Origin of the sequence: Campylobacter showae (assembly GCF_004803815.1) — a bacterium.
In the GTDB taxonomy this organism is placed as follows: Bacteria; Campylobacterota; Campylobacteria; order Campylobacterales; family Campylobacteraceae; genus Campylobacter_A; species Campylobacter_A showae.
Map to the genome: position 1 here is coordinate 1,855,990 of NZ_CP012544.1, position 20,954 is coordinate 1,876,943.

Annotated in this window: 20 protein-coding genes; 10 read left to right on the top strand and 10 right to left on the bottom strand. The window is 45.4% G+C overall.

What is annotated here, in order from left to right; all coding sequences use genetic code 11:
- Window positions 1-780: 780 nt before the first annotated feature.
- The 9 genes from CSHOW_RS09120 to CSHOW_RS09160 all read right to left on the bottom strand — a co-directional run bounded on the left by CSHOW_RS09120 (window position 781) and on the right by CSHOW_RS09160 (window position 7,438).
- Window positions 781-2,112, bottom strand: coding sequence for an acetyl-CoA carboxylase biotin carboxylase subunit (locus CSHOW_RS09120; protein WP_002948919.1), 1,332 nt, complete (start codon window positions 2,110-2,112; stop codon window positions 781-783).
- Window positions 2,112-2,564: an acetyl-CoA carboxylase biotin carboxyl carrier protein gene (gene accB / locus CSHOW_RS09125; RefSeq protein WP_002948918.1), complete on the bottom strand. Its 453-nt coding sequence runs from the start codon at window positions 2,562-2,564 to the stop codon at window positions 2,112-2,114. The genes CSHOW_RS09120 and accB overlap by 1 nt, the downstream gene beginning before the upstream one ends.
- Window positions 2,565-2,720: 156 nt before the next feature.
- Window positions 2,721-3,380 carry a molybdate ABC transporter permease subunit gene (locus CSHOW_RS09130; RefSeq protein ID WP_002948917.1) on the bottom strand — a complete coding sequence of 220 codons (660 nt, stop codon included), beginning with the start codon at window positions 3,378-3,380 and terminating at the stop codon, window positions 2,721-2,723.
- Window positions 3,381-3,555: 175 nt separating this feature from the next.
- Window positions 3,556-4,257, bottom strand: coding sequence for a molybdate ABC transporter substrate-binding protein (gene modA, locus CSHOW_RS09135; RefSeq protein WP_039895352.1), 702 nt, complete (start codon window positions 4,255-4,257; stop codon window positions 3,556-3,558).
- A gap of 109 nt (window positions 4,258-4,366) precedes the next feature.
- Window positions 4,367-5,017, bottom strand: a complete 651-nt coding sequence (locus tag CSHOW_RS09140; protein ID WP_002948914.1) for an energy-coupling factor ABC transporter ATP-binding protein — start codon at window positions 5,015-5,017, stop codon at window positions 4,367-4,369.
- Window positions 5,014-5,661, bottom strand: coding sequence for an energy-coupling factor transporter transmembrane component T family protein (locus CSHOW_RS09145; protein ID WP_002948913.1), 648 nt, complete (start codon window positions 5,659-5,661; stop codon window positions 5,014-5,016). Before CSHOW_RS09145 ends, CSHOW_RS09140 begins: the two co-directional genes overlap by 4 nt.
- Entirely contained in the window at window positions 5,658-6,110 is a 453-nt protein-coding gene (locus CSHOW_RS09150; protein ID WP_002948912.1) for a hypothetical protein, read from the bottom strand. Before CSHOW_RS09150 ends, CSHOW_RS09145 begins: the two co-directional genes overlap by 4 nt.
- Complete coding sequence (gene cbiM, locus CSHOW_RS09155) at window positions 6,104-6,691, bottom strand: cobalt transporter CbiM (protein WP_002948911.1); 588 nt, start codon at window positions 6,689-6,691, stop codon at window positions 6,104-6,106. The genes CSHOW_RS09150 and cbiM overlap by 7 nt, the downstream gene beginning before the upstream one ends.
- Window positions 6,692-7,438, bottom strand: a complete 747-nt coding sequence (locus CSHOW_RS09160; protein ID WP_002948905.1) for a DUF4198 domain-containing protein — start codon at window positions 7,436-7,438, stop codon at window positions 6,692-6,694.
- 364 nt (window positions 7,439-7,802) lie between these two features.
- Between CSHOW_RS09160 and CSHOW_RS09165 the strand changes: the two genes are divergently transcribed.
- Window positions 7,803-8,642: an SEL1-like repeat protein gene (locus CSHOW_RS09165; RefSeq protein ID WP_171992821.1), complete on the top strand. Its 840-nt coding sequence runs from the start codon at window positions 7,803-7,805 to the stop codon at window positions 8,640-8,642.
- A gap of 300 nt (window positions 8,643-8,942) precedes the next feature.
- On the opposite strand, the gene CSHOW_RS09170 is transcribed toward CSHOW_RS09165, so the two are convergent.
- On the bottom strand, window positions 8,943-12,251 hold the full coding sequence (locus tag CSHOW_RS09170; protein ID WP_002948807.1) for a S8 family serine peptidase: 3,309 nt from the start codon (window positions 12,249-12,251) through the stop codon (window positions 8,943-8,945).
- A gap of 193 nt (window positions 12,252-12,444) precedes the next feature.
- Here CSHOW_RS09170 and dcd point away from each other — a divergent pair, with 193 nt between their 5' ends.
- From dcd to CSHOW_RS09215, 9 genes are all read left to right on the top strand, one after another.
- A complete protein-coding gene (dcd, locus tag CSHOW_RS09175) occupies window positions 12,445-13,005 on the top strand; it encodes a dCTP deaminase (protein WP_002948812.1) in 561 nt (186 codons plus the stop codon).
- Window positions 13,006-13,226: 221 nt separating this feature from the next.
- Window positions 13,227-14,225 (top strand): UDP-N-acetylglucosamine 4,6-dehydratase (inverting), encoded by a 999-nt coding sequence (gene pseB / locus CSHOW_RS09180; RefSeq protein WP_002948814.1) that lies wholly within the window; start codon window positions 13,227-13,229, stop codon window positions 14,223-14,225.
- Between the two features lie 199 nt (window positions 14,226-14,424).
- Window positions 14,425-15,555, top strand: coding sequence for a UDP-4-amino-4,6-dideoxy-N-acetyl-beta-L-altrosamine transaminase (gene pseC, locus CSHOW_RS09185; RefSeq protein WP_039895296.1), 1,131 nt, complete (start codon window positions 14,425-14,427; stop codon window positions 15,553-15,555).
- Window positions 15,556-15,568: 13 nt separating this feature from the next.
- On the top strand, window positions 15,569-16,264 hold the full coding sequence (gene pseF / locus CSHOW_RS09190; protein ID WP_039895297.1) for a pseudaminic acid cytidylyltransferase: 696 nt from the start codon (window positions 15,569-15,571) through the stop codon (window positions 16,262-16,264).
- A gap of 6 nt (window positions 16,265-16,270) precedes the next feature.
- Window positions 16,271-16,495 (top strand): hypothetical protein, encoded by a 225-nt coding sequence (locus CSHOW_RS09195; RefSeq protein ID WP_002948817.1) that lies wholly within the window; start codon window positions 16,271-16,273, stop codon window positions 16,493-16,495.
- Entirely contained in the window at window positions 16,485-17,345 is an 861-nt protein-coding gene (gene pseG / locus CSHOW_RS09200; protein ID WP_002948818.1) for a UDP-2,4-diacetamido-2,4,6-trideoxy-beta-L-altropyranose hydrolase, read from the top strand. The genes CSHOW_RS09195 and pseG overlap by 11 nt, the downstream gene beginning before the upstream one ends.
- Window positions 17,330-17,806, top strand: coding sequence for a UDP-4-amino-4,6-dideoxy-N-acetyl-beta-L-altrosamine N-acetyltransferase (gene pseH / locus CSHOW_RS09205; RefSeq protein ID WP_002948819.1), 477 nt, complete (start codon window positions 17,330-17,332; stop codon window positions 17,804-17,806). Before pseG ends, pseH begins: the two co-directional genes overlap by 16 nt.
- An 8-nt stretch (window positions 17,807-17,814) precedes the next feature.
- A complete protein-coding gene (gene pseI / locus CSHOW_RS09210; protein ID WP_002948821.1) occupies window positions 17,815-18,843 on the top strand; it encodes a pseudaminic acid synthase in 1,029 nt (342 codons plus the stop codon).
- Window positions 18,843-20,912, top strand: coding sequence for a motility associated factor glycosyltransferase family protein (locus CSHOW_RS09215; RefSeq protein ID WP_002948824.1), 2,070 nt, complete (start codon window positions 18,843-18,845; stop codon window positions 20,910-20,912). The genes pseI and CSHOW_RS09215 overlap by 1 nt, the downstream gene beginning before the upstream one ends.
- Window positions 20,913-20,954 lie beyond the last annotated feature (42 nt).

The window sequence follows — 20,954 nt, forward strand, 5'->3', positions numbered from 1 at the left end:
GATAAAATCATCTAGCGCGAACTTCGTCGCACCTTGTGTGCGCAGAAATACTGCGTGCATACAGAAAGCTCTTTAGGCAAGCGCGTGACGCTACACGGTTTAACAGTTAAGAAATCGGTATTTCAGCTGACTATATTGGCATAGCAGGCGCGCAAATGACCATGATGCAAAAAAGCGTGACAAAGTACAGAGAAAATCAAAACGCGAGGCTAAATTTAAAAATGCGCCTTGGTTTAGACAAAAAGTCGCTAATTTTTATAGACCAAAATAGAAAGCCGGCACTGTTTTCGTCGAGCAACAAGCAAAGTGCAAGGGCTTTTTGGGAGCGAAATTTACACTTGGTAACCCAAGCCCGCATAACATCATAGCGTAGCGAATTTTAAAATATATATATCCGACGAATTCGATTTTAAATTTACATTATTTTCAACCACGAAAAACTTATCCGCATTATTTTCTTGCCAAATTCCTTACTCGCCTAAAATCCAAAATACATTTCAAAAATCGACCATTTATGTAAATTTAAATATCGCAAGCAAAGACGCAAGATTTGCGGTTTAGGTGCGCCAATTTAAAAGATACTACCGCAAGCGCGGCAAATAAAACTTACGGACAAGTTTTAAAATGACACAAAAGACAAATACCGCGGCTACTAATAAAATCACTTGTCAAAAAGCTTTGAGTAAAATTTTATCGCCATAGTAATAAATTTAAAGTTAGATCGCCTTGCTTACGGCCGATTAAAAGCTGCAAGCAAGGCAAAAACGCCGCGCCGCAAATTTAGCGGCGGGATAGGTAGTTAGTATCGTAGTTGTTGTCGATAAAGTCTTGATTCTCCATCATCGCGATGTGAAAATCGCGCGTGGTCTTGATGCCGCCGATGATGAGCTGCTCGAGCGTCACCTTCATCTTGTGGATGGCTCTATTTCTATCGGTGTCCCAGACGATGAGTTTGCCGATCATACTGTCGTAGTACGGCGGGATCGAGTAGTCCTGATAGATGTGGCTATCCATGCGCACGTTTCGGCCGCCGGGGCAGACGTATTTTGTTATCTTGCCTGGACTTGGCGTAAACGTATTTGGATCCTCGGCCGTGATGCGGCACTCGATGGCGTGGCCTTTTAGCGTGATGCTCTCTTGCGGCGGTAGCGCCTCGCCCTGGGCTACTTTTATCATTAGCTCGATGATGTCTAGGCCGCTCACCATCTCGCTCACGCAGTGCTCGACTTGCAGGCGCGTGTTCATCTCGATGAAGTAAAAATCCAAATTTTTATCGACTAAAAACTCAAACGTTCCCGCACCCTCGTAACCGATAGCTTTTGCCGCTTTTATCGCGGTTTCGTGTAGCCTCTCTCGCGTCGCTTCGTCTAGTAGTATTGCAGGGCTTTCTTCGATCAGTTTTTGGTGGCGACGCTGCATAGAGCAGTCGCGCTCGCCGATATGCAGGACGTTGCCGTGGCTGTCGCCGATGATCTGAACCTCGATGTGGCGCGGGTTTAGGATGTATTTTTCCATGTACATCGTTCCGTCGCCAAACGCGCTCATCGCCTCGCTCTCGGCCGACCAAAACGCCTTTTCGATATCCTCTTCGCGCTCGACCACGCGCATGCCGCGTCCGCCGCCGCCGGCTGCTGCTTTTAGGATGACCGGATAGCCGATTTTTTTAGCTAGCTCTTTGGCCGCTTTGGTGTCGGCTACCGCGCCGTCAGAGCCAGGGATCACGGGAACGCCCGCGCGCTGCATCACTTGCTTTGCTTTGCTTTTATCGCTCATCAGCGCCATCGCGGCCACGCTAGGACCGATAAATTTTAGCTTGTGGTGCGAGCAAATTTCGACGAAATTTTGATTTTCGCTTAAAAATCCGTAGCCCGGAAATATCGCGTCGGCTTCGCTGATCTCGGCCGCGCTGATTATGGCCGGGATATTTAGGTAGCTGTCGCTTGAGCGCTCCTTGCCGATGCAGATCGCCACGTCGGCGTATTTGACGTAGAGCGCGTCTTTATCGGCCGTGGAGTAGACCACGACGGCTTCTTTGCCCATTTCCTTTATCGTTCGCAAGGCTCGCAGCGCGATTTCGCCGCGATTTGCGATTAAAATTCTTTTTATTTCCATCAAATTTTCTCCACGCCAAATAGCGGCAAGCCAAACTCGACCGGCTGGCCGTCGGAAACGAGTAGCTCGGTGATCTGACAGTCAAATTCGGCCTCGATCTCGTTCATTATCTTCATAGCTTCTATGATGCCCACGACGTCGCCTTTTCTCACGCGTTGACCTACTTTGACAAACGGCGCCGCGCCAGGGCTTGGAGCAGCGTAGAAAGTACCGACCATAGGCGATTTTATGCTGTCTTTTGGAGAATTAGCAGGAGCTTTGACCTCCGAGCTTACCACGACGTTTACCGGAGTCGGAGTCGGGACGGGAGCCTGGATGACGGGCTTTGGCAGCTCGCAGCAGTCGGCGAATTTTTCAAGCTCGACCTCAAAATCCCCGCTTTTTATCTTTATGCGGTTCATATCCATGTCGTTAAAAAACTCGATCAGCTCTTTTATGTCTTCTTTTTTCATAGAAATTTCTCCTAAATAGTTAAAGTTCAAAACTTCTTATTGTAGCAAAAAAATAATGAATTTATACTCGCAAAGCCGTATTTTGTTTTACACTCGGGGTAAATTTAGGGCGCTCTCGGCTTTACGCGTTTAAAATAGCGAATTTGCGATGTTAGTCTATTTTTTAGCACGCTCGAGAAAATTTATAAACCCAAAAAGCACCAAGCTAAGCACGACCAAAATCACGCTTAAAACGAGCGCGCGACCGTTTTCGCCGTCGTAAACTGCGTTATAAATCGCTAGCGAAACGGTGTCGGTTTTGCCTACGATGTTGCCGCCTAGCATCAGCGTGATGCCAACCTCGCCAAGACCGCGAGCTAGAGCCAAAACGAGCGCCGAAACGACGCTTTTAAAGACGTTTGGGATAAGGATAAAAGCAGCTATCTCAAAGCGATTTTTGCCTAGGCTTTGACCCGCTTCGATTAGGCTTTTGGGTAGGCTTTCAAGCGCGCTTTGAACGGGCTTTACAAACAGCGGCAAGCCCGCTAAAAACGAAGCGATAACAAGCGCCGAAAAGCTAAAAACAATCTGTAAATTTAACGCCTTGCCGATCACGCCGTTTCGCCCCAAGACGTAAAGCAGCAAAAATCCCGTAGCAATCGGCGGAAAAATGAGCGGAAACATCACGGCCGCTTCCAAAACAGCCTTAAATCTGCCGCGGTAAAACGCCAAAAAATAAGCCGCGCCAAGCCCTAAAAATAGAAGCAGTACAAAAGTAACGGCAAGCGTTTTGGCGCTTAAAAGTAGCGGATGGACGAGCCAGGCGAGTTCGTGCAAATTTTTCCTTTTTTCGTTAAATTTTACTTTTCGTTTGAGTTAAATTTAGCGAGTAAATTTTAGCATTTTTATTAAATTTGACATCAAATTTGAGCGGTAAAAATCGCCAAATTTCGCTCCCGTAAAGCAGAAATTTGACGGTAAATTTAACCAAACTAAAAGTCCTCAATTTAAATTATTTTAGCCCAAATTTAGCGAAAATTTCCTTTGAGCGAGAAGTTTTTATCTCGTCTATAAATTTAGCGCACGCCTCGCTACCTTCGCACGCCGGAAGTTTGGCCGCCGAGATGAAAACCGGGCTATAAAGCGCCTCGTCGATATATATCACGCTACCAAACTCGCCCTCTCTAGCCACAGCCTCGGTTGAGTTGATAAAGCCAGCGTCCACTTCGCCGTTCGTGACGTAGGCGACTACTTGCGGTACGCCCGCGACCGGTAGCATCTTAGGCGCTAGATCGGCCTCAAGCCCCGAGTTTTTCAAAAACTCGGTAGTTCTAACGCCATAGATCGCTTTTTTGGCGTCTGGCATCGCGATTTTAGATAGATTTTTTAGCTCAGAGACGTCTTTTATCTGCTTGCCTTTTGGAGTTACCAGCACCAAAGCGCCCTTGCCGATGCGCTCATAGGCCTTTATGTCAAGGTCGGTTTTTTTCAAAAATGCCTCGTCGCCCACGATCGCGGCCATCTTGCCCTCTTTTGCCTGGATGGTTATCTGGCCCAAATTTGCAAACGCGCCCTCAATCTGCACGCCGTCTTTTTTGAGATTTTCTATCACTTCAGTGACCGGTTTTTTGTATCCGCCGCCAGCTCCTACGAGCAAATTTTCGCTGCCAAAGGCAACCGCGGCCGCGATAGAAATAAGTAATAATTTTTTCATAAAATTCTCCTTTGAAATAAAATTTATCAATTTTATGAAATATATCATTATACATTGATAAATTTTGCTATTTTCGGAGGTTTTTTAAAAAAATATAGATAAGGATATTTTATATCGACTCTAGTCCGTTTTTTGTTAGGCGGTACATTATGCTCGCTACGTCGCTTATAAATTCTTTGTCGTGAGAGACGATTATCTGCGTGACGTCGAGGGATTTTAAGATAGCGGCTATCCTTCTTTGCATATCCGCATCAAGCGCGGTCGTAGGCTCGTCAAGTAGCAAAATTTTAGGCTCGGCCACCAGTATCCCAGCTAGTGCGACGAGCTTTTTCTCGCCTCCGGAGAGGTTAAACACTATCTCGTCTTTTAGATGCCAAATTTCAAGCTCGCGTAAAATTTTCTCGGCTTTTGCCCCGGCCGGCTCTTTGTCCTCGCCGCGGCTAAGTAGCGAAAACATCACGTCATCAAGTACGCTAGGGCAGATGAAGCAATCATTGCTTTCTTGAAAAAGGTAGCCTACGTCGCGGCGAAACGGCTTGTACTCGTCTAAATTTGAAATTTTATGGTGAAAAAGCTCGATATAGCCCAAAGGGGGCGCTTTAAGCCCGGCCATTATCTCAAGCAACGTGCTTTTACCGCAGCCGTTTGGGCCTATGAGCGCGATTTTGTCCTTGTGCGTCGCGTTTAAATTTAGATTTTCAAATAGCGTTCTTTCGCCTATTTTTGCGCAGACGTTTTTTAGGCTTATCGTGCAGCTCATATCGTGACTCCTAAACTAAAAATATAACAGCACGCCGTTAAAGCGATTATAGCGGCGTCTTTAACGCCTATTTTAAGGCTTTTGTCTCCGTAAAGTTTGCCGTCAAATCCCCTGCAAACAAAGGTTTTTTCAAGAACGCTCGCCTTATAAAACGCCTCCAAAAAAAGCATAGCGACTAAATTTGCGTAAATTTTATAGGTAAAAAGCGAGGCTTTAGGCTCAAACCCTCGAACTTTTAGAGTCTTTTTTAGCCTTGTAAATATCGTTTTAAGATCAGCCGTAAATTTGGCGCTAAAATAAAAAATCGCCGTTAGCTTGTCGCCCAAATTTAGCGACGAAACGGCAAGCGCGATACTAAAATAATCGCTTCCGTAAAAAGCCAGCCGTCCAAAAAGTATGATCAAATTTGACCTTATAAATATCAGCTTTGCAAGCGCGTATTCTCCGTAAAGAACGAGGCTTAAGACGACTAAGATTATAAAAATATTTAGTTTTAAAACGGATTTTAAAATTTCAAAAAGATTTTTAAAATTTAAAATCGCCAAAAAAAGCACGGGCGCGATGAAAACGGCGTCCGTAGCGCTTGAAAGCGAGACTTTGAAACTAAAAAAGGTAAAGCAAACAAGTAAAACGGATAGGTTCATTTGCCTCTTTTTACCAGATAAATTCCGCCAAAAAACAGCCCGATTCCGGCAAACGCAAGGATAAATTTAAGCGCGTAAGCCCCAAAATCCTCCTCACTTTCGTCAAATTTGGTCTTTGAAGCATCGCTTGACGCGTTACTTTCGGCGCTTTTTAGCTCGTCTTTGTTTGCGGTAAATTTTATCCTTTTTTCGTGCGCTAGTCCGCCGTCGATCAGGATTTCAAATTCATCTGCGGGGATTTTAGCTCTGGCAAAGCCCTTTTCATCGGTTTGTGCGCTTCCGATCTTGGCGCCGTCTTTTATAAAAGCTACGGGGCAGTTTTTACAAGGGGAATTCCCGTAAAAATAGCTTTTTATCTCGATAAATTCGCCATCTTGCTTTGCAAAGCCTTTTAGCGAGTGCGCATTTAGGATGCTTGCTAAAAGCACGATCAAAAATATTTTTAGCAAATCAAAAGATCCTTTTTGACCCTATAAATAAAAGAAAGCGCAAAAAGCGAGATGATCCCCTCAAGCGCCATAAGGGCTAAATTTGAAGTAAAAACAAGCACAGCTACGGGCGCAAACTCTTTGCCGTTTAAAACAAGCGTCAATGATAGCAAAACCGAGGAGCAAAGTATAGGCAAAAACCCGATCAAAAACCAAAAAAAGGGCCTATAACGCTTAAAAGAAAGCTTTAAAAGATAGGGGCTAAGAAGCGCGGGAGAGGCGATTATGAGCAAATTTACGCCAAGCGCGCTTAGCCCGCCGTAACCAAACAGCAAGGCCTGAAAAAACAGCGCGATAAAAATAGCCAAGACCGCGTTTGCGCCCAAAAACGCCCCCGCAAGGCCGCTTAGCACGAGATGTATCGACGTGACGCCGATGGGCACGTGGATAAAAGACGCCATAAAAAACATCGCGCTGACGGCCGCTACCTTGGGTATCTCGCTCGTTTTTAGCTTGTAAATCAAGCTTGAGGCCAAAACAACGCAAAGAGCCGAGCAAGGCACGATGATTTCGGGTTTTAAAACGCCTTCGCTAATGTGCATTTATTTATACTCTTTAGTTTGCACCCAGATGACGGCTCCAAGCTCCACTGGATACTCTTTGCCCTCGTGTTTTATCTTTTGGTCGTCGTCTATCAGCGCTGCAAATCCCCACCAGCCCTCAAGCGGCATCGCAAAGCTAAATTCGCCCTGCTCGTTCGTGTTTACGACCTGTGTTACGTGCGCATCGGACGGTGCTTTTAGCCCTTTGGTATTATAGTACTCTACCTCGACGGTTACGTTTTTAGCGGGCTTTCCTTTATAATAAACCACGCCTGAAAACAAATTTCCCTTATAAAGCCCATACGGACGTGTTAGCGGCACTATCTCGGCTTTTAGCCCGACCGGTTTATCCCAGCCCTCTCCGTAGCCGTAGGCATCGACGACGGTTTTTGTTATATGCCTTATAAATTTATCCTCCGCAGGCTCGAAATAGGGCTTTGGATCCATATAAAACTGATAAATGCCCGGCTCCTTTACGTCGTAGCTAGCCGTAAAGTAGCTAAATTTATCCTCTTTTAGCTCTTTTAGGCCTTTTATCGCCTCTTTTTTGCCGTTTACGAAAACGCCCGCCTCGTTTGGAAGGGCTAGATTCATCATATCGCCCTCAAAAGGATGGCTAAATTTGTAAGTAATCTGCAAATTCGCCTCTTTTTCGTCGTCCACGGTCGAATTTGACGGTACGACCATACCAAAATGCGCATAAGCGCTAACGCCTAAAAGCATAAGCGCCAAAGACTTGATTTTCATTTTTGCTCCTTTTGAAGGTATTTGTTAAACGAAATTGTACCCCCGCAATGCTTATTATTTATTAAATTTTTTAGATAAATCATATTTAAAGTATGAGAAAAAAATTTTGGTATTATTTATAACTGCACAAAATAATAAACAGGGTTTTTAAATTTATTCGGCAGAATTTAATGCTGATATAAGCGCCGGTAGGTTTCGATGAAAATCGCGTTCTTGTAGGCAAAATATAGCAAAGAAGCATTTAGATGTGATAACGTCGCAGACAAAATCCGCTCAGTTTACCTCGAGCCAAAATAATTAATAACAATCTAAGCCCAAAAAAGACAAAATACAATTTAAATATTTTATATATAAAGGAGTATAGATGAAAAGAGTTTTTGTTTTACTCGTCATTTTGTTTTCTGTTGGATTTTCCAAAGATCTTACTGAATTGGGAAACGAAGCTTACTATAAAGGTGACTACCAAAAAGCTGCTGAGCTATATCAAAAAGTTTGTGATAGTGGAGAGGCTGGGGGTTGCTTTAACTTAGGAATTTTATACGAAGACGGTCAAGGTGTAAAACAAAATTACCAAAAAGCTGCCCAGCTATATCAAAAAGTTTGTGATAGTGGAGAGGCTGGGGGTTGCTTTAACTTAGGGGTTTTATACCAAAAAGGTCAAGGTGTAAAACAAGATTACCAAAAAGCTGCCCAGCTATATCAAAAAGTTTGTGAAGGGGGAGAGCTTAGGGGTTGCTTTAACTTAGGGATTTTATACAAAAACGGTCAAGGTGTAAAACAAGATTACCAAAAAGCTGCCCAGCTATATCAAAAAGTTTGTGAAGGGGGAGAGCTTAGGGGTTGCTTTAACTTAGGGATTTTATACAAAAACGGTCAAGGTGTAAAACAAGATTACCAAAAAGCTGCCCAGCTATATCAAAAAGTTTGTGAAGGGGGAGAGCTTAGGGGTTGCTTTAACTTAGGGATTTTATACAAAAACGGTCAAGGTGTAAAACAAAATTACCAAAAAGCTGCTGAGCTATATCAAAAAGCTTGCGATGGGGGAGAGGCTTTGGGTTGCGCCAGTTTAGGTGTTTTATACGAATACGGTCAAGGTGTAAGACAAAATTTCCCTACCGCAAAAGAGTACTACGGCAAAGCCTGCGATCTAGGGCTTCAACTAGGGTGTGATAATTATAGAGAGCTAAATGAAAAAGGCTACTAGCGTTAGATCCGCGGTCGGTTTCTTGCCGATTAACGGGGACGCTAATCACGATTTCCGCTGCTTTACCAAACTGCATTTGTAGTTTTTTAAGGCGCAATTACTAAAATATCGAAGTAGACGTTAAGAGATCTTACAAGCAGCGGCGCAGGTCGTATCTATCCGCTTAATTTTCTAAGCCGCATTTTCAAGACAAATTTCTATCTCCAAAATGCGGCAAATTTACAAAGTCAAATTTAAACCCGTAGCGAGCTAAGTAAATTTAGCTCGCTCTAGGCAAATTTAAGCTTTTAATCCAAAAGATTAAAACGCCCAACTAAATTTGGCGTTTACGCCGTTTGATTTTACGTTGCTGCCGTATGCTCCAACATAGCTAAGGCCGACTCTAAAATTTCTGGTAAATGCAGCCTCTATACCAAGCTCGGTAGTGGCTAGATCTTTTAGCTTTTCGCCCTCTAGTTTAGTTGCGCCAAGGCCTGTAACGTTCATATGAGCGCTCGGGGTTTTATCGCCTAGGAAGCGGTTGTAGGCTACATCGGCTTTTGCCACTAGGCCTACGCCGTCCATGGTAAATGCGATACTAGGTTTTACGCCCACGCTTGCGACTTGTAAATCTCTATCCTCGTTTCTAATCTGCACCAAAGAATTTGCCACATCGTCGTTTTTAAAGCGGATATAGGTTAGCCCTGCATAAGGTTCTAGGCTAAAGCCGTTTTCATAGCTTAACCCCGTATAGGCGACCTGGGTAAATGCGCTGATAGCGGACGCATCGGCGTCTTTATACTCGTAAGCCAAAGGAGTGTATGAGTTAACGACTCTTTTTTCTTGATCAAATTTCGAGTAGATAGCGCCTAGGCTGATTTTGATAGGATCAAGTCCTATATCGCCGTAGATACCCGCATGCGCGTCTTTGCTTTTTACAGCTTTGCTATCGCCTAGCTTGTGGTTTGTTTTGCCAAGGCCTACGAATACGCCTGCTTTTGAGCTATCGCCTACCAGAAAATCAACGCCCACTAGATTTGTAAATGCGTTCGTGCCTAGTCTGCCGCCGGCGTTATTGTCAGAAGTTACCCTGCTTGCGCTGCTAAGTAACCAAAGCTCGACTCCCGTGTCGATATCGGCTCTTTTAGCGCCGTTTTTGTTTTTAACCGAATTTGCTAACACAAACGAGTCTACGGCGGAGTTATTTTGCGCTTTAAAGTCTAGATCGTTTGAAAACGCGCCAAAGTATGCCGCCGCTACGCTATGAGTGGCTCCTAGCATAGACGAATAAATAGCGCTGCTAGGATTTGCCTCGACCAATCTAGCAAACGACTTCTCGGCGCTAGTAGAGGCTACCTCCTCCATGCTTTTGCCTTTTTGCAAAGAAAGAGCTAAATTTGAGCCGCTAACAGTTTCTTTAGTGGTTTTAAAGAACGCATAGCTATCCTCGACGTTAGCTAAATTTACTCCCGCGAAGTTTCCGCTTGCGCTTACGGTTTTCTTTAGAGTCGGATTTGCGGCCAAATTTGCAAGCTCGGCGTTTGATAGCATAGCCGCTTTCAATAAAGAGCCCTCTTTAAAGGTTAAATTTAGATTATGAGCGCCGTCGTTAACTACAAATGCGCCGCCCGCGTTTATAACGGCGTTAACTTGCGTAGCGTCGCTTGCCTTGGTCGTGCTTACAAAACCGCCCGCACTTGGAGTTTGGTAAGTAAGAGCGTTTAAAACTTCAAACTCACCGCCTTTGTGGACGTTTATGCTTCTTGAAGAAGAGATTGATTGATTTAAGGCTGAAATTTTACCGCCGTATATATTTACCGCTCCGGTAAAGCTATTATCTCCGGCAAGAGTCAAAGCGCCGTCTCCTCTTTTAGTTAGCGAGCCCTCATAGCCTTCCGCCGCTCTTGCAGCTCTAGCCTGCTCTCTTGCAGCTTCAAAGGTCATCTCGGCTTTTTCTTCTGCGCTCAAATTTGACTTGGCATTAAGAGCCGCTTTTCTAGCCGCCCAAGCCGCAGCGTCGCTATCGTCCTCGGTTTTTCTAAATTTGATGGCGACGTCTGAGATGTTATTTGTCCAGATATCGTTTTGATTCATAGTAACGTCGAAGTTTCCTAAGAACTGCCCAGGACCAAACATCGCCTTGCCAAGATCGAGTATGCCCCAACCCCAGACGTTGCTAGGTACGCCCTCGCCGTCGCTACCCCAACGCTCTAGCATGCCGCCTGCACCGTGACCGGCTCTTAGCGTCCTTTGTCTGGCCGTAGTCAGCATCGTTTCTCTAATCTGAGGCATACTCATATACGGATAGCGCTGCATTATGACGCCCAAGGCTCCGCTAACGTGAGGAGCGGCCATAGAAGTACCGCCGGATGATTTATATATAGCCTTGCCGTATGTCGCATTGTCGGTAAGCTCGACGTATGCGGAATAAATCTCTTCGGCCGGTCCGGCGATCGTCCACCACTTCGAGTGTCCGGCGAGGTTAAATTCCTGAATATCCGAGGAAGCCTTATGTCCTCTTATGTATTCGTTAGAATCATTAGGATAGCCATCCGCGCCGGTTTGACCTGTGACATTGATCCAGTAGTCCTCAGCATCCGGCCTAAAATAAGGCAATGCCGCGCGAGTGAAAGATTCGGCCATCAAGCTTCTGTTTCCGGCCGTAAATACCTGGATAACCCCTCTTTTTACCGCTACTTCGTAAGCTGCATCTAAAAAGCTTTTTTCGCCGCTAGTTACGAACTGATAATAAGCCTTTTTAGCCTCGTTCATATCTTTTAAATTTATATGGTCTTTTGCTGCGGTAGTTTGATTGGCTACCGTCACGTCGTAAAATTCCACATCGTATTCGGGTACGGCTCGCCAGCCATAAGTAGGCTTATATCCCAGCGCGCCCGCAAAAGAGGAATTTACGCGCCTATTAGAACCCCAGCTATTGTTTATCACCTTTGCGCCCGCGTCAGCCAAGGCAGTGTAGCCTTTTAAGAAATAGTTGTAGTCTTGGTTTGGCCCGTACGTCATATTATCGTTGCCGCCGGTATTTGCGGAGTATAGTTGTGCGCCAAACGCCACGCCGTGCATGCCGCTACCGTCTCTACTAGCCGCCATCGTACCGCCCACGTGGGTGCCGTGAGCGTCGTTTACGCCCCTTATCCAACTACCGTCCGTATTAAAGGCTTCGCCTTTTTTAAATACGCCGTTATCGTTTTTATCATAGTTTCGCTTGCCGTCTTTTACGGGTTGATTTTTATCTATCGGACCGTTTCCTAACGCGGCATCGGGATATCTCATGCCGTTTTTTCCATAGTTTCCGATTGTTTTTACGATATGAATCCTACCGCCTTGAAACTCCGGGTGGCTCAAAAGTACGCCAGAGTCCATGACGCCGATCTTCGTTCCGCTACCGTTAAAGCCTAGCGCGTAAGCCGTAGAGGCGTTCATGGAGACTAAGCCCCAGTCGCTTTTATACTCCGCACTCTCCCAGCTAGAAGTATTTCCGGAAACGCCGGCCTCGGTGTAAGCATAAGCTCCGCTTGCGGCTAGTAGCAGGCAGGCGAGCGCCGAAAGAGGCAAATTTGAGCCCTTGTTACTGCGTAAATTTGCAAATTTACGCGACGTGTTTGAATGCATTATTTTCCTTTCATTTAAGAGAATTTAAAATATGTTATTATACTTTGCTTTAATTTAAAAATTAATTATAAAAAATAAGAAAATTTGCTGATAACGTATTCAAATTTGATAAATTTTGGTGTAAAACGGCACTCGAATTTTACGTAAATTTAAATTATGTTATAATCGCTTAAATTTAAAATAAAGGTAAAAAATGGGGCTAAAATCTGACGCCTGGATACGCAAAATGTCGCACGAAAAGGCGATGATAGTGCCGTTTGCCGAGGAGCAAGTCGGACGCGGCGTGGTTAGCTACGGAGTGTCCAGCTACGGCTACGATATCCGCGTGGGCGACGAGTTTAAAATCTTTACGAATATCGGCGGCACCGTCGTTGATCCAAAAAATTTCGACGAGAAAAACGTGGTAGATTTTAAAGGCGACGTGTGCATCGTCCCGCCAAATTCATTCGCTCTAGCGCGCACAATCGAGTATTTTAACATGCCAGATAACGTGCTAGCCATCTGCCTGGGCAAAAGCACCTACGCTCGTTGCGGTATCATCGTAAACGTCACGCCTTTTGAGCCTGGATTTAAGGGACACATCACGATCGAGATATCAAATACGACGCCGCTGCCGGCTAAAATTTACGCGAACGAAGGCATCGCGCAGGTGCTATTTATCGAGGGCGACGAGCCGTGCGAAGTGACGTATGCGGATAAAAAGGGCAAATATCAGGCGCAGGAGGGGATAACCCTGCCTAGGATTTTGAAGTAAAAGCAAAAATACCACACCTAAACAAATTTAACGAGCTAAATTTTGAATCAAATTTAAGGCACGGTTTTTGCTCCGGCTGAATAAAATTTAAATAAACGGCGAATCGTTTTCGTCAGACGAGACAAATCTAAAAATTTGCGAAGGAGCGTATATGAAATGCGCGATCGAACGAATTTAGTTTGCGACGTACGGCAAAAACGAGCCGCGAAAGGCAAAAATAAATGTTTAACGGAAAATCCATCCTCATCACCGGCGGCACCGGGTCATTCGGCAAGAAATACACCGAAATTTTACTCTCCAAATTTAAGCCAAAAAGGCTAGTCATCTACTCTCGCGACGAGCTAAAACAGTACGAGATGGCGCAGGTTTTTAAAGACCCGGCGATGCGATTTTTCATCGGCGACGTGCGCGACGAAAAGCGCCTGATGACCGCGATGAACGGCATAGACTACGTCATCCACGCAGCAGCCATGAAGCACGTACCAATCGCAGAATACAACCCGATGGAGTGCATAAAAACCAACATCAACGGCGCGCAAAACGTCATAGACGCGGCGCTTGAGTGCGGCGTGAGCAAGGTTATCGCGCTCTCGACAGACAAGGCGTGCAACCCGGTAAATTTATATGGCGCGACCAAGCTTGCCAGCGATAAACTTTTCGTCGCGGCAAACAACATCGCGGGTAGCAAAAAAACGCGATTTAGCGTCGTTAGATACGGCAACGTCGTGGGCTCGCGCGGCTCAGTAGTGCCGCTGTTTAAAAGGCTGATCGCAGAAGGCGCGAAGGAGCTGCCGATCACGCACGCGGATATGACGCGGTTTTGGATCACGCTTGAGCAAGGCGTAAATTTCGTACTTAAAAATTTCGAGCGCATGAAAGGCGGCGAAATTTTCATCCCAAAAATCCCGTCGATGACGATGATCGAGCTTGCTCGCTCCATGGCGCCGCAACTTGGCGTAAAAATAATCGGCATCCGCCCTGGCGAAAAGATGCACGAAGTAATGGTCGGCAAGGACGACGCGCACCTAACGTACGAGTTTGACGACCACTACGTGATCAGCCCGTCGATCAAATTTACGAGCAAAGACGACGACTTTAGCACAAACGCGCTGGGCGAAAAAGGGCATCTCGTGGAAGAAAATTTCGAGTATAGCTCAGATAAAAATAAAATTTGGCTAGATAAAGATGGGCTTTTGGAGATGATCGAGGCCAGTAAATAGTTTGGCCGAAATTTATAAAATTTGAGCCTAAGCCTTTAAATTTAGAAAAACAAGGCGAAGTATTTTTTTCGCTAGACGAGGCAAATTTAAAATTTGCGAGGGAGCGTATATAAAATACGTGACCGAGAAAATTTTAAATTTAACGACGTATAGCGGAAAAAGACGAGCCGCCAAAAAGACAAGTCGAAAAAGGATAAAAATGATACCTTACAGCAGACAACAAATCACCGACTCCGACATCGCCGTCGTCGTGAGCGCCCTAAAAGACGATATCCTAACGGGCGGCGACAAGGTTGGCGAATTTGAGCAGGCGATCGCAAAATACGTCGGCGTAAAGCACGTCGTAGCGATGAACTCGGCGACGAGCGCACTTCACGTCGCGTATCTGGCGCTAGGCGTGAGAGAGGGCGACGAGGTCGTAACGACGCCCATCACGTTTGCAGCAACGGCAAATGCGGCATTGATGGCTGGAGCGGAGGTTAAATTTGCGCCCGTTAAATTTGACGGAAACATCGACGAAAACGCGCTAGCAAGCCTAATCACGCCTAAAACCAAAGTCGTAACGGCGGTTGATTTCGGCGGCAATCCCGTAAATTTAGACGCTATCTTAAAACTAGCCAAGGAGCGCGGTATAAAGGTACTTGACGACGCATCGCACGCGCTGGGCAGCTCGCAAGGCGGCGTAAAAGTCGGCGCAAAAGCGGACGTTAGTATTTTTAGCTTTCACCCCGTTAAGCCACTAACGACCTTTGAGGGCGGCGCGCTAGCGACAAACGACGACGAGATCGCACGCCTAGCACGCCTCTACCGCTCGCACGGCATAGCTAAAAAACGCCTCTGGGATAGCGACCAGAGCTTGCTTGGCTACAACTACCGCCTACCCGACGTCGCCTGCGCACTAGGGCTAAATCAGCTAAAAAGGCTAGACGAAACCATCGCGGCGCGCGAGAAAATCGCCAAATTTTACGACGAAAAATTTGAGAAAAACCCGTATTTTAGCACCGTTAAGCTACCTAGCGACGTCGTTAGCTCGCGCCACCTATACCCTATCTTGCTCTTTCGCCAGTTTTGGTGCGCCAAAGAGGACATATTTGCCGCCCTTCACGAGCGCGGTATCGGCGTACAGGTGCACTATAAGCCGACTTATAAATTTAGCTTTTACCGCGAGCGCTACGGCGATATCTCGGTGCCTAGCGCCGAGGATTTTTACGCGGCAGAGCTTAGCATCCCGTGCCATCAGTGCATGAGTTTAGAGGACGCAAATTTCGTCGCGGACGCGCTTTTTGAGGTTTTAAAGAGCTTTGATACGCCGCAAGGCTGTAGGGTTTAGGGCGGTAAATTTGATGAGAGATAATCAAAACCGCGCCCTTTGCGTCATCCCGGCTCGCGGCGGCAGCAAGCGCATACCGCGCAAAAACGTTAAAGATTTTCTAGGCAAGCCGCTGATAGCCTACAGCATTGAAGCGGCGCTAAATTCGGGCGTTTTCGAGCGCGTCATAGTGAGCACCGACGATGCTGAGATAGCGTACGTCGCCGTCAAATTTGGCGCGCAAGTTCCGTTTATGAGGGACGCTGCGCTGAGCGACGACTACGCCACGAGCAGCGACGCCGTAGCGGACGCGGCGAGAAGGCTAGGCGGCGGATACTCTCATGTCTGTTGCCTTTACGCGACCGCGCCCCTCATCACGGGAGAAATTTTACGCGAGGCATACGGCAAATTTGAGGAAGCGGAGTGCGAGTTTTTATTTTCCTCGACCGAGTTTAGCTTCCCTATCCAGCGCGCGATTAGGCTTGGCGATGACGGCGCCGTAAATATGTTTTACCCGCAGTTTGCGCTCACTCGCTCGCAGGATTTAGAGCGAGCCTATCACGACGCAGGCGCGTTTTATTTCGGCACGCGTGAGGCGTGGCTAGAGAAAAAACCGATCTTTGCGGCGCATTCTAGGGCGTTTTTGCTGCCGCGAAATTTGGTCTGCGACATCGACACGCCCGAGGATTTCGAGTTTGCGCAGAAGCTTTACGAGATAAATTACCGCTGAGGAAAAATGCAAAAAGATTACATAAAAGCCAAAATATCGGTAACTAGAACGCTCATGCAGATCTTTGCGGTTGCGGGGATCTTGCACATCTTTTATCTGGCGGCCAGCTATCGCGGGCTAAACGAGGTTCAGATCCTGTTTTTCGCCGCGGCCGGTGCCGTTTACCTCATCGCTGCCGTATGTTTGACGCTTAGGATTTTAAATTTAGCGGAAAAACTCGATGAATTTTGACAAAATCTCAAACCTAAAAACCCTCATCCGCGCCGATAGTGGCTCGAAAATCGGGCACGGACACGTTAGACGCGACCTTATCTTGGCGCAAAATTTTAAAGACGTTAGCTTTGCTTGTATTGATCTGCCGGGTAGCCTAGCGAGCGAGATACCCTACCCCGTTTTTACGCTAAAAAGCGCGGATGTAAATGAGCTGGTAAATTTGATAAAAGAGCATAAATTTGAGCTTCTGGTGATCGATCATTACGGCATTAGCGCGGCGGACGAAAAGCTAATCAAAGAGCAAACGAGCGTCCAAATTTTAAGCTTTGACGACAACTATAAAGAGCATTTTTGCGACTACTTGCTAAACGTAAATATCTACGCCCAGCCCCAAAAATACGCAAATCTAGTGCCGAAAGGCTGCGAGCTAATATTTTCGCCGCTAGTTAGGAGCGAGTTTTATGGCGAAGCAAAAATCAAACGCGAGAAAAAATTTAATTACCTCATCGTGCTAGGTGGCACTGACGCGCTAAATTTAACGGCTAAAATCGCCTCAAATTTGCTCGCTAAAAACAAAAAAGTGGCCGTCATTACGACGAGCGCGAACGTAAATTTATCAAATTTGCAAATTTTAGCGGATAGCGAGCCAAATTTTAGCCTTTTTATAAACCCAAACGAGGTGGCGCGACTGATGAACGAGAGCGAAATTTTAGTGATTTCAGCTAGCTCGCTCGTAAACGAAGCGCTGGTTTTGGGCGCTAAATTTAAAGCCGTGCGCGTCGCGGACAATCAAAACGAGATGGCGCAGTGGCTAGCCGCAAATGGGCGCGAGATCTACGAGGCGGATGAGATATGCTTGAGCTTATAAATTTCACCGATCTAACGGACGAGCAAATTTTGATGATTTTGCGCTGGCGAAACGACGAGCGAGTCGCGAAGTATATGAAAAACAAAAGCGTGAGCGAGCAAGAACACAGAAAATTTATCGCAAATTTGAAAAATGACGAAACGAAAAGGTATTTTTTGGTAAAAGAGGATAGCGACTACATCGGCGTTATCGATTTCGTGGATATCGAGGCAAATTCTTGCGAATTTGGCATTTACGCAAATCCCCAGCTAAAAGGCAAAGGCAAAGTCCTAATGCAAACAATCGTAGAATACGCCGCCAAAACGCTTAAGGTCGGCGAGCTAAAATCATGCGCCTACAACGAAAACGAAAAAGCGATCGCGCTATACCGCAAATTCGGCTTTGAAATTTACGGGCGCGACGAGCAAATGAGCTATATGTCGTTATCTTTACGCAAACTTGATATAATGGCTAAAAGTTAGGAAAATTTATGAAAATAGCAAATTTCGACACGAACGAAAAGGTATTTATCATCGCCGAGCTCTCGGCAAATCACTCGGGCAGCCTGCAAACGGCGCTTGACACGATCAAAGCCGCTAAACGCGCTGGCGCGGACGCCATAAAACTGCAAACATACACGCCTGATAGCCTCACGCTAGATTCGCGCGGCGAGGACTTCATGATAAAAGGCGGGCTGTGGGACGGGGCAAATTTATACGAGCTCTACCAGCAAGCTCTGACGCCGCGAGAGTGGCACGAGCAGCTTTTTGCGGCGGCTCGGGACGAAGGGCTAGTCTGCTTTTCAAGCCCATTTTGCAGAGACGACGCGGACTTTTTAGATAAATTTAACCCGCCCGCTTACAAGATAGCAAGCTTTGAGGTCACAGACTATGATTTCGTGCGGTATGTCGCGCTTAAGGGCAAACCGATCATAATCTCCACGGGCATCGCGACCGAGCAAGAGATCGCCGACGTTGTGCAAATTTGTAAAGATGCGGGAAATGAACAAATCGCGCTTTTAAAATGCACGTCTAGCTACCCTGCTCCGCTTGACGGGATGAATCTACGCACGATCGCCGATATGAAACGAAAATTTGGCGTCGAGGTCGGCTTTTCAGACCACACACTAGGTATCGTGGCGCCCGTGGTCGCCGTGAGTCTGGGCGCTCGTATCGTAGAAAAGCACTTTATCCTAGATAAAAGCGTTCGCAGCGTCGATGAGGCCTTTAGCCTGGACGAGCGGGAATTTAGCGAAATGGTAAAAGCCGTGCGAGATACCGAAGCGCTACTTGGCAAAGTAACCTACGAGCTAGACGACAAGGCGGTGCAAAATCGCCGCTTTTCCCGCTCGCTTTACGCTTGCGCGGATATCAAAGAGGGTGAAATCTTTAGCGAAAAAAACGTAAAAAGCGTACGCCCCGGATACGGCTTGCACCCTAAATTTTTACCGGGGCTACTGGGTAAAAAATCAAAAAGAGAGATAAAATTTAGCGAGAGAATCACAAAGGAGGATATATAATGGCTAAGAAAAAAGAGGACGAGTATCTAAAACTAAATAGCTTGCAAAAAAAGGGCGCTCGCGAAAATCAAACAAGCGACAAAGACGATAAAAATATCGACGAAACCGTCACAAATATTGCAAATCCTATTTTCAAAAAAAATCTTCAAGCGCTTTTTCAACAGGACGAAATTTTAGCCGCGCGCCTTTGGGGCATGAAAGAGACCGAAAAATACGATGTTTTTATAGGAAAAGATCCGATAGATATAAACATCATCGACAATAAAACCCTAAAATATGTCTACGAAAGTCCGGCTAAAGATGTTCTACGCATCCTAGAGTCGACCGAAAAAGAGTATAAAAGATATCCTATTATGTACTTTTACGGTCTTGGCAACGGTATTTTTTATAAAGCCTTGCTAAAAAACGAAACGCATCAAAAAGTCATAGTCGTAGAGCCCGAGATAGAGATTATTTATATAGCATTAAATTTAATCGACTTATCGGATGAACTGATTAGCGAAAGGCTAGTTTTATTTTTCTCAGAATTTGCGACATACTCGCAGTTTTATTTTGCGGTTTCTAGCCAACTTTTCTCTTCATACGCAAAAACTTATAACCTGCACATTCACACGCCGTTTTATGAAAATTTCCATGAAGATATCGTGAGAATAAACAAAGACTTCACCAAGGCTATATCTCAAATGGTCGTCGCTCACGGCAATAGCATAGACGATACTCTAATAGGCATAAAACACCACATAGAGCACATCCCCGAGATGGTTACAAACTATTGCTATACGGATCTGATCAAAAAAAGACAGGGACTCATGGATACGGCAATCATCGTATCTACCGGACCGAGCCTAGATAAACAACTAGAAACTCTTAAAAAATTCGCGCCGTATTTTACCGTTATCAGCCTTGACGCGTCGTATCCTATTTTATTAAAGCACGGTATAAAGCCGGACTACGTAACCTCAATCGAGCGCGTAGAGGCTACGTCCAGCTTTTTTAAAAACAAAAACAAAAAAATAGACGAAGATATTTATTTTATAGTAGCGTCGCTAACGCATAAACAAACGGTAGATAATATTTTACCGCGCCGCCTAACTCTTACGATGAGGCCGCAACAAAGCGAAATGGCGTTTAATATGCCAAAATACGGCTATCTCGGTATCGGCCACTCTACGGCAAATCAGGCCTATCAGTTAGCTTACGCCCTCGGACATAAAAATATTATTTTAATAGGTCAAGATCTAGCCTTTGCTCCGGACGGCAAATCTCACGCCAGCGGGCATGCATTTGCTCAGGCTGATGAATATCTATACGTAGAAGCTTACGGCGGAGAAGGCGAAGTAAGAACGACCTATATATGGGACAAATTTAAAAATCAGTTTGAAAAAGATATAGAGCAGGCTAAAAACGAGCAAATCACGACATATAACTGCACGGAAGGCGGCGCCAGAATACAAGGAAGCACCGAAAGACCGTTTTTGGAAACCGCAGAAGAGCTTAGCAAAGATAAAAAGATCAAAAAGCTACCGCACATAGAAAAAACCGGCGAAAAAACGGCAAACAAAGACTTGCTCAAAGCCTACAAATTTATCGTAAAAAAAGTACAAACTCAAAATAAAGTAAAACAAAGAATAGAAAAAACATTCCTAGAGCTAGTTCCCAAGATCGATAAGATAATGAAGATCAAAGATGAAGGAAAAGTGGACGAAAGCCTATTTGATCCGCTAGTAAAAATTATCGACAAAATAGATAAGTTAAAAAATTACATTAGCGGACAAAATCTAAAAAAATATATAGAAAATGTCTTGCAAATCGCCGTATATCATCAAGAACTAGAGCTAGCTAAAATTTCGGTCGCGCCTAGCGATACTAAAATGGAAAAAGTAAACAAGCTGCTCGAATGGGCCGAGATGCACAAATACTGGATGTTTTCGGCTGCAGGCGGCATAAATGCAGATATGGAGGTAACCAAAAAAGCGTCCGAAAATTTAGTCAAAGAGCTAAAGAAGCGAGGACTAATAGAAACAAGCGAAATCGGAGAGGTGAAAGAGGAATTTAAGCTAAGCATTTAAATTTCGATTTTTCTTTATTTTTAGCCTTTATTTGGTAAAATC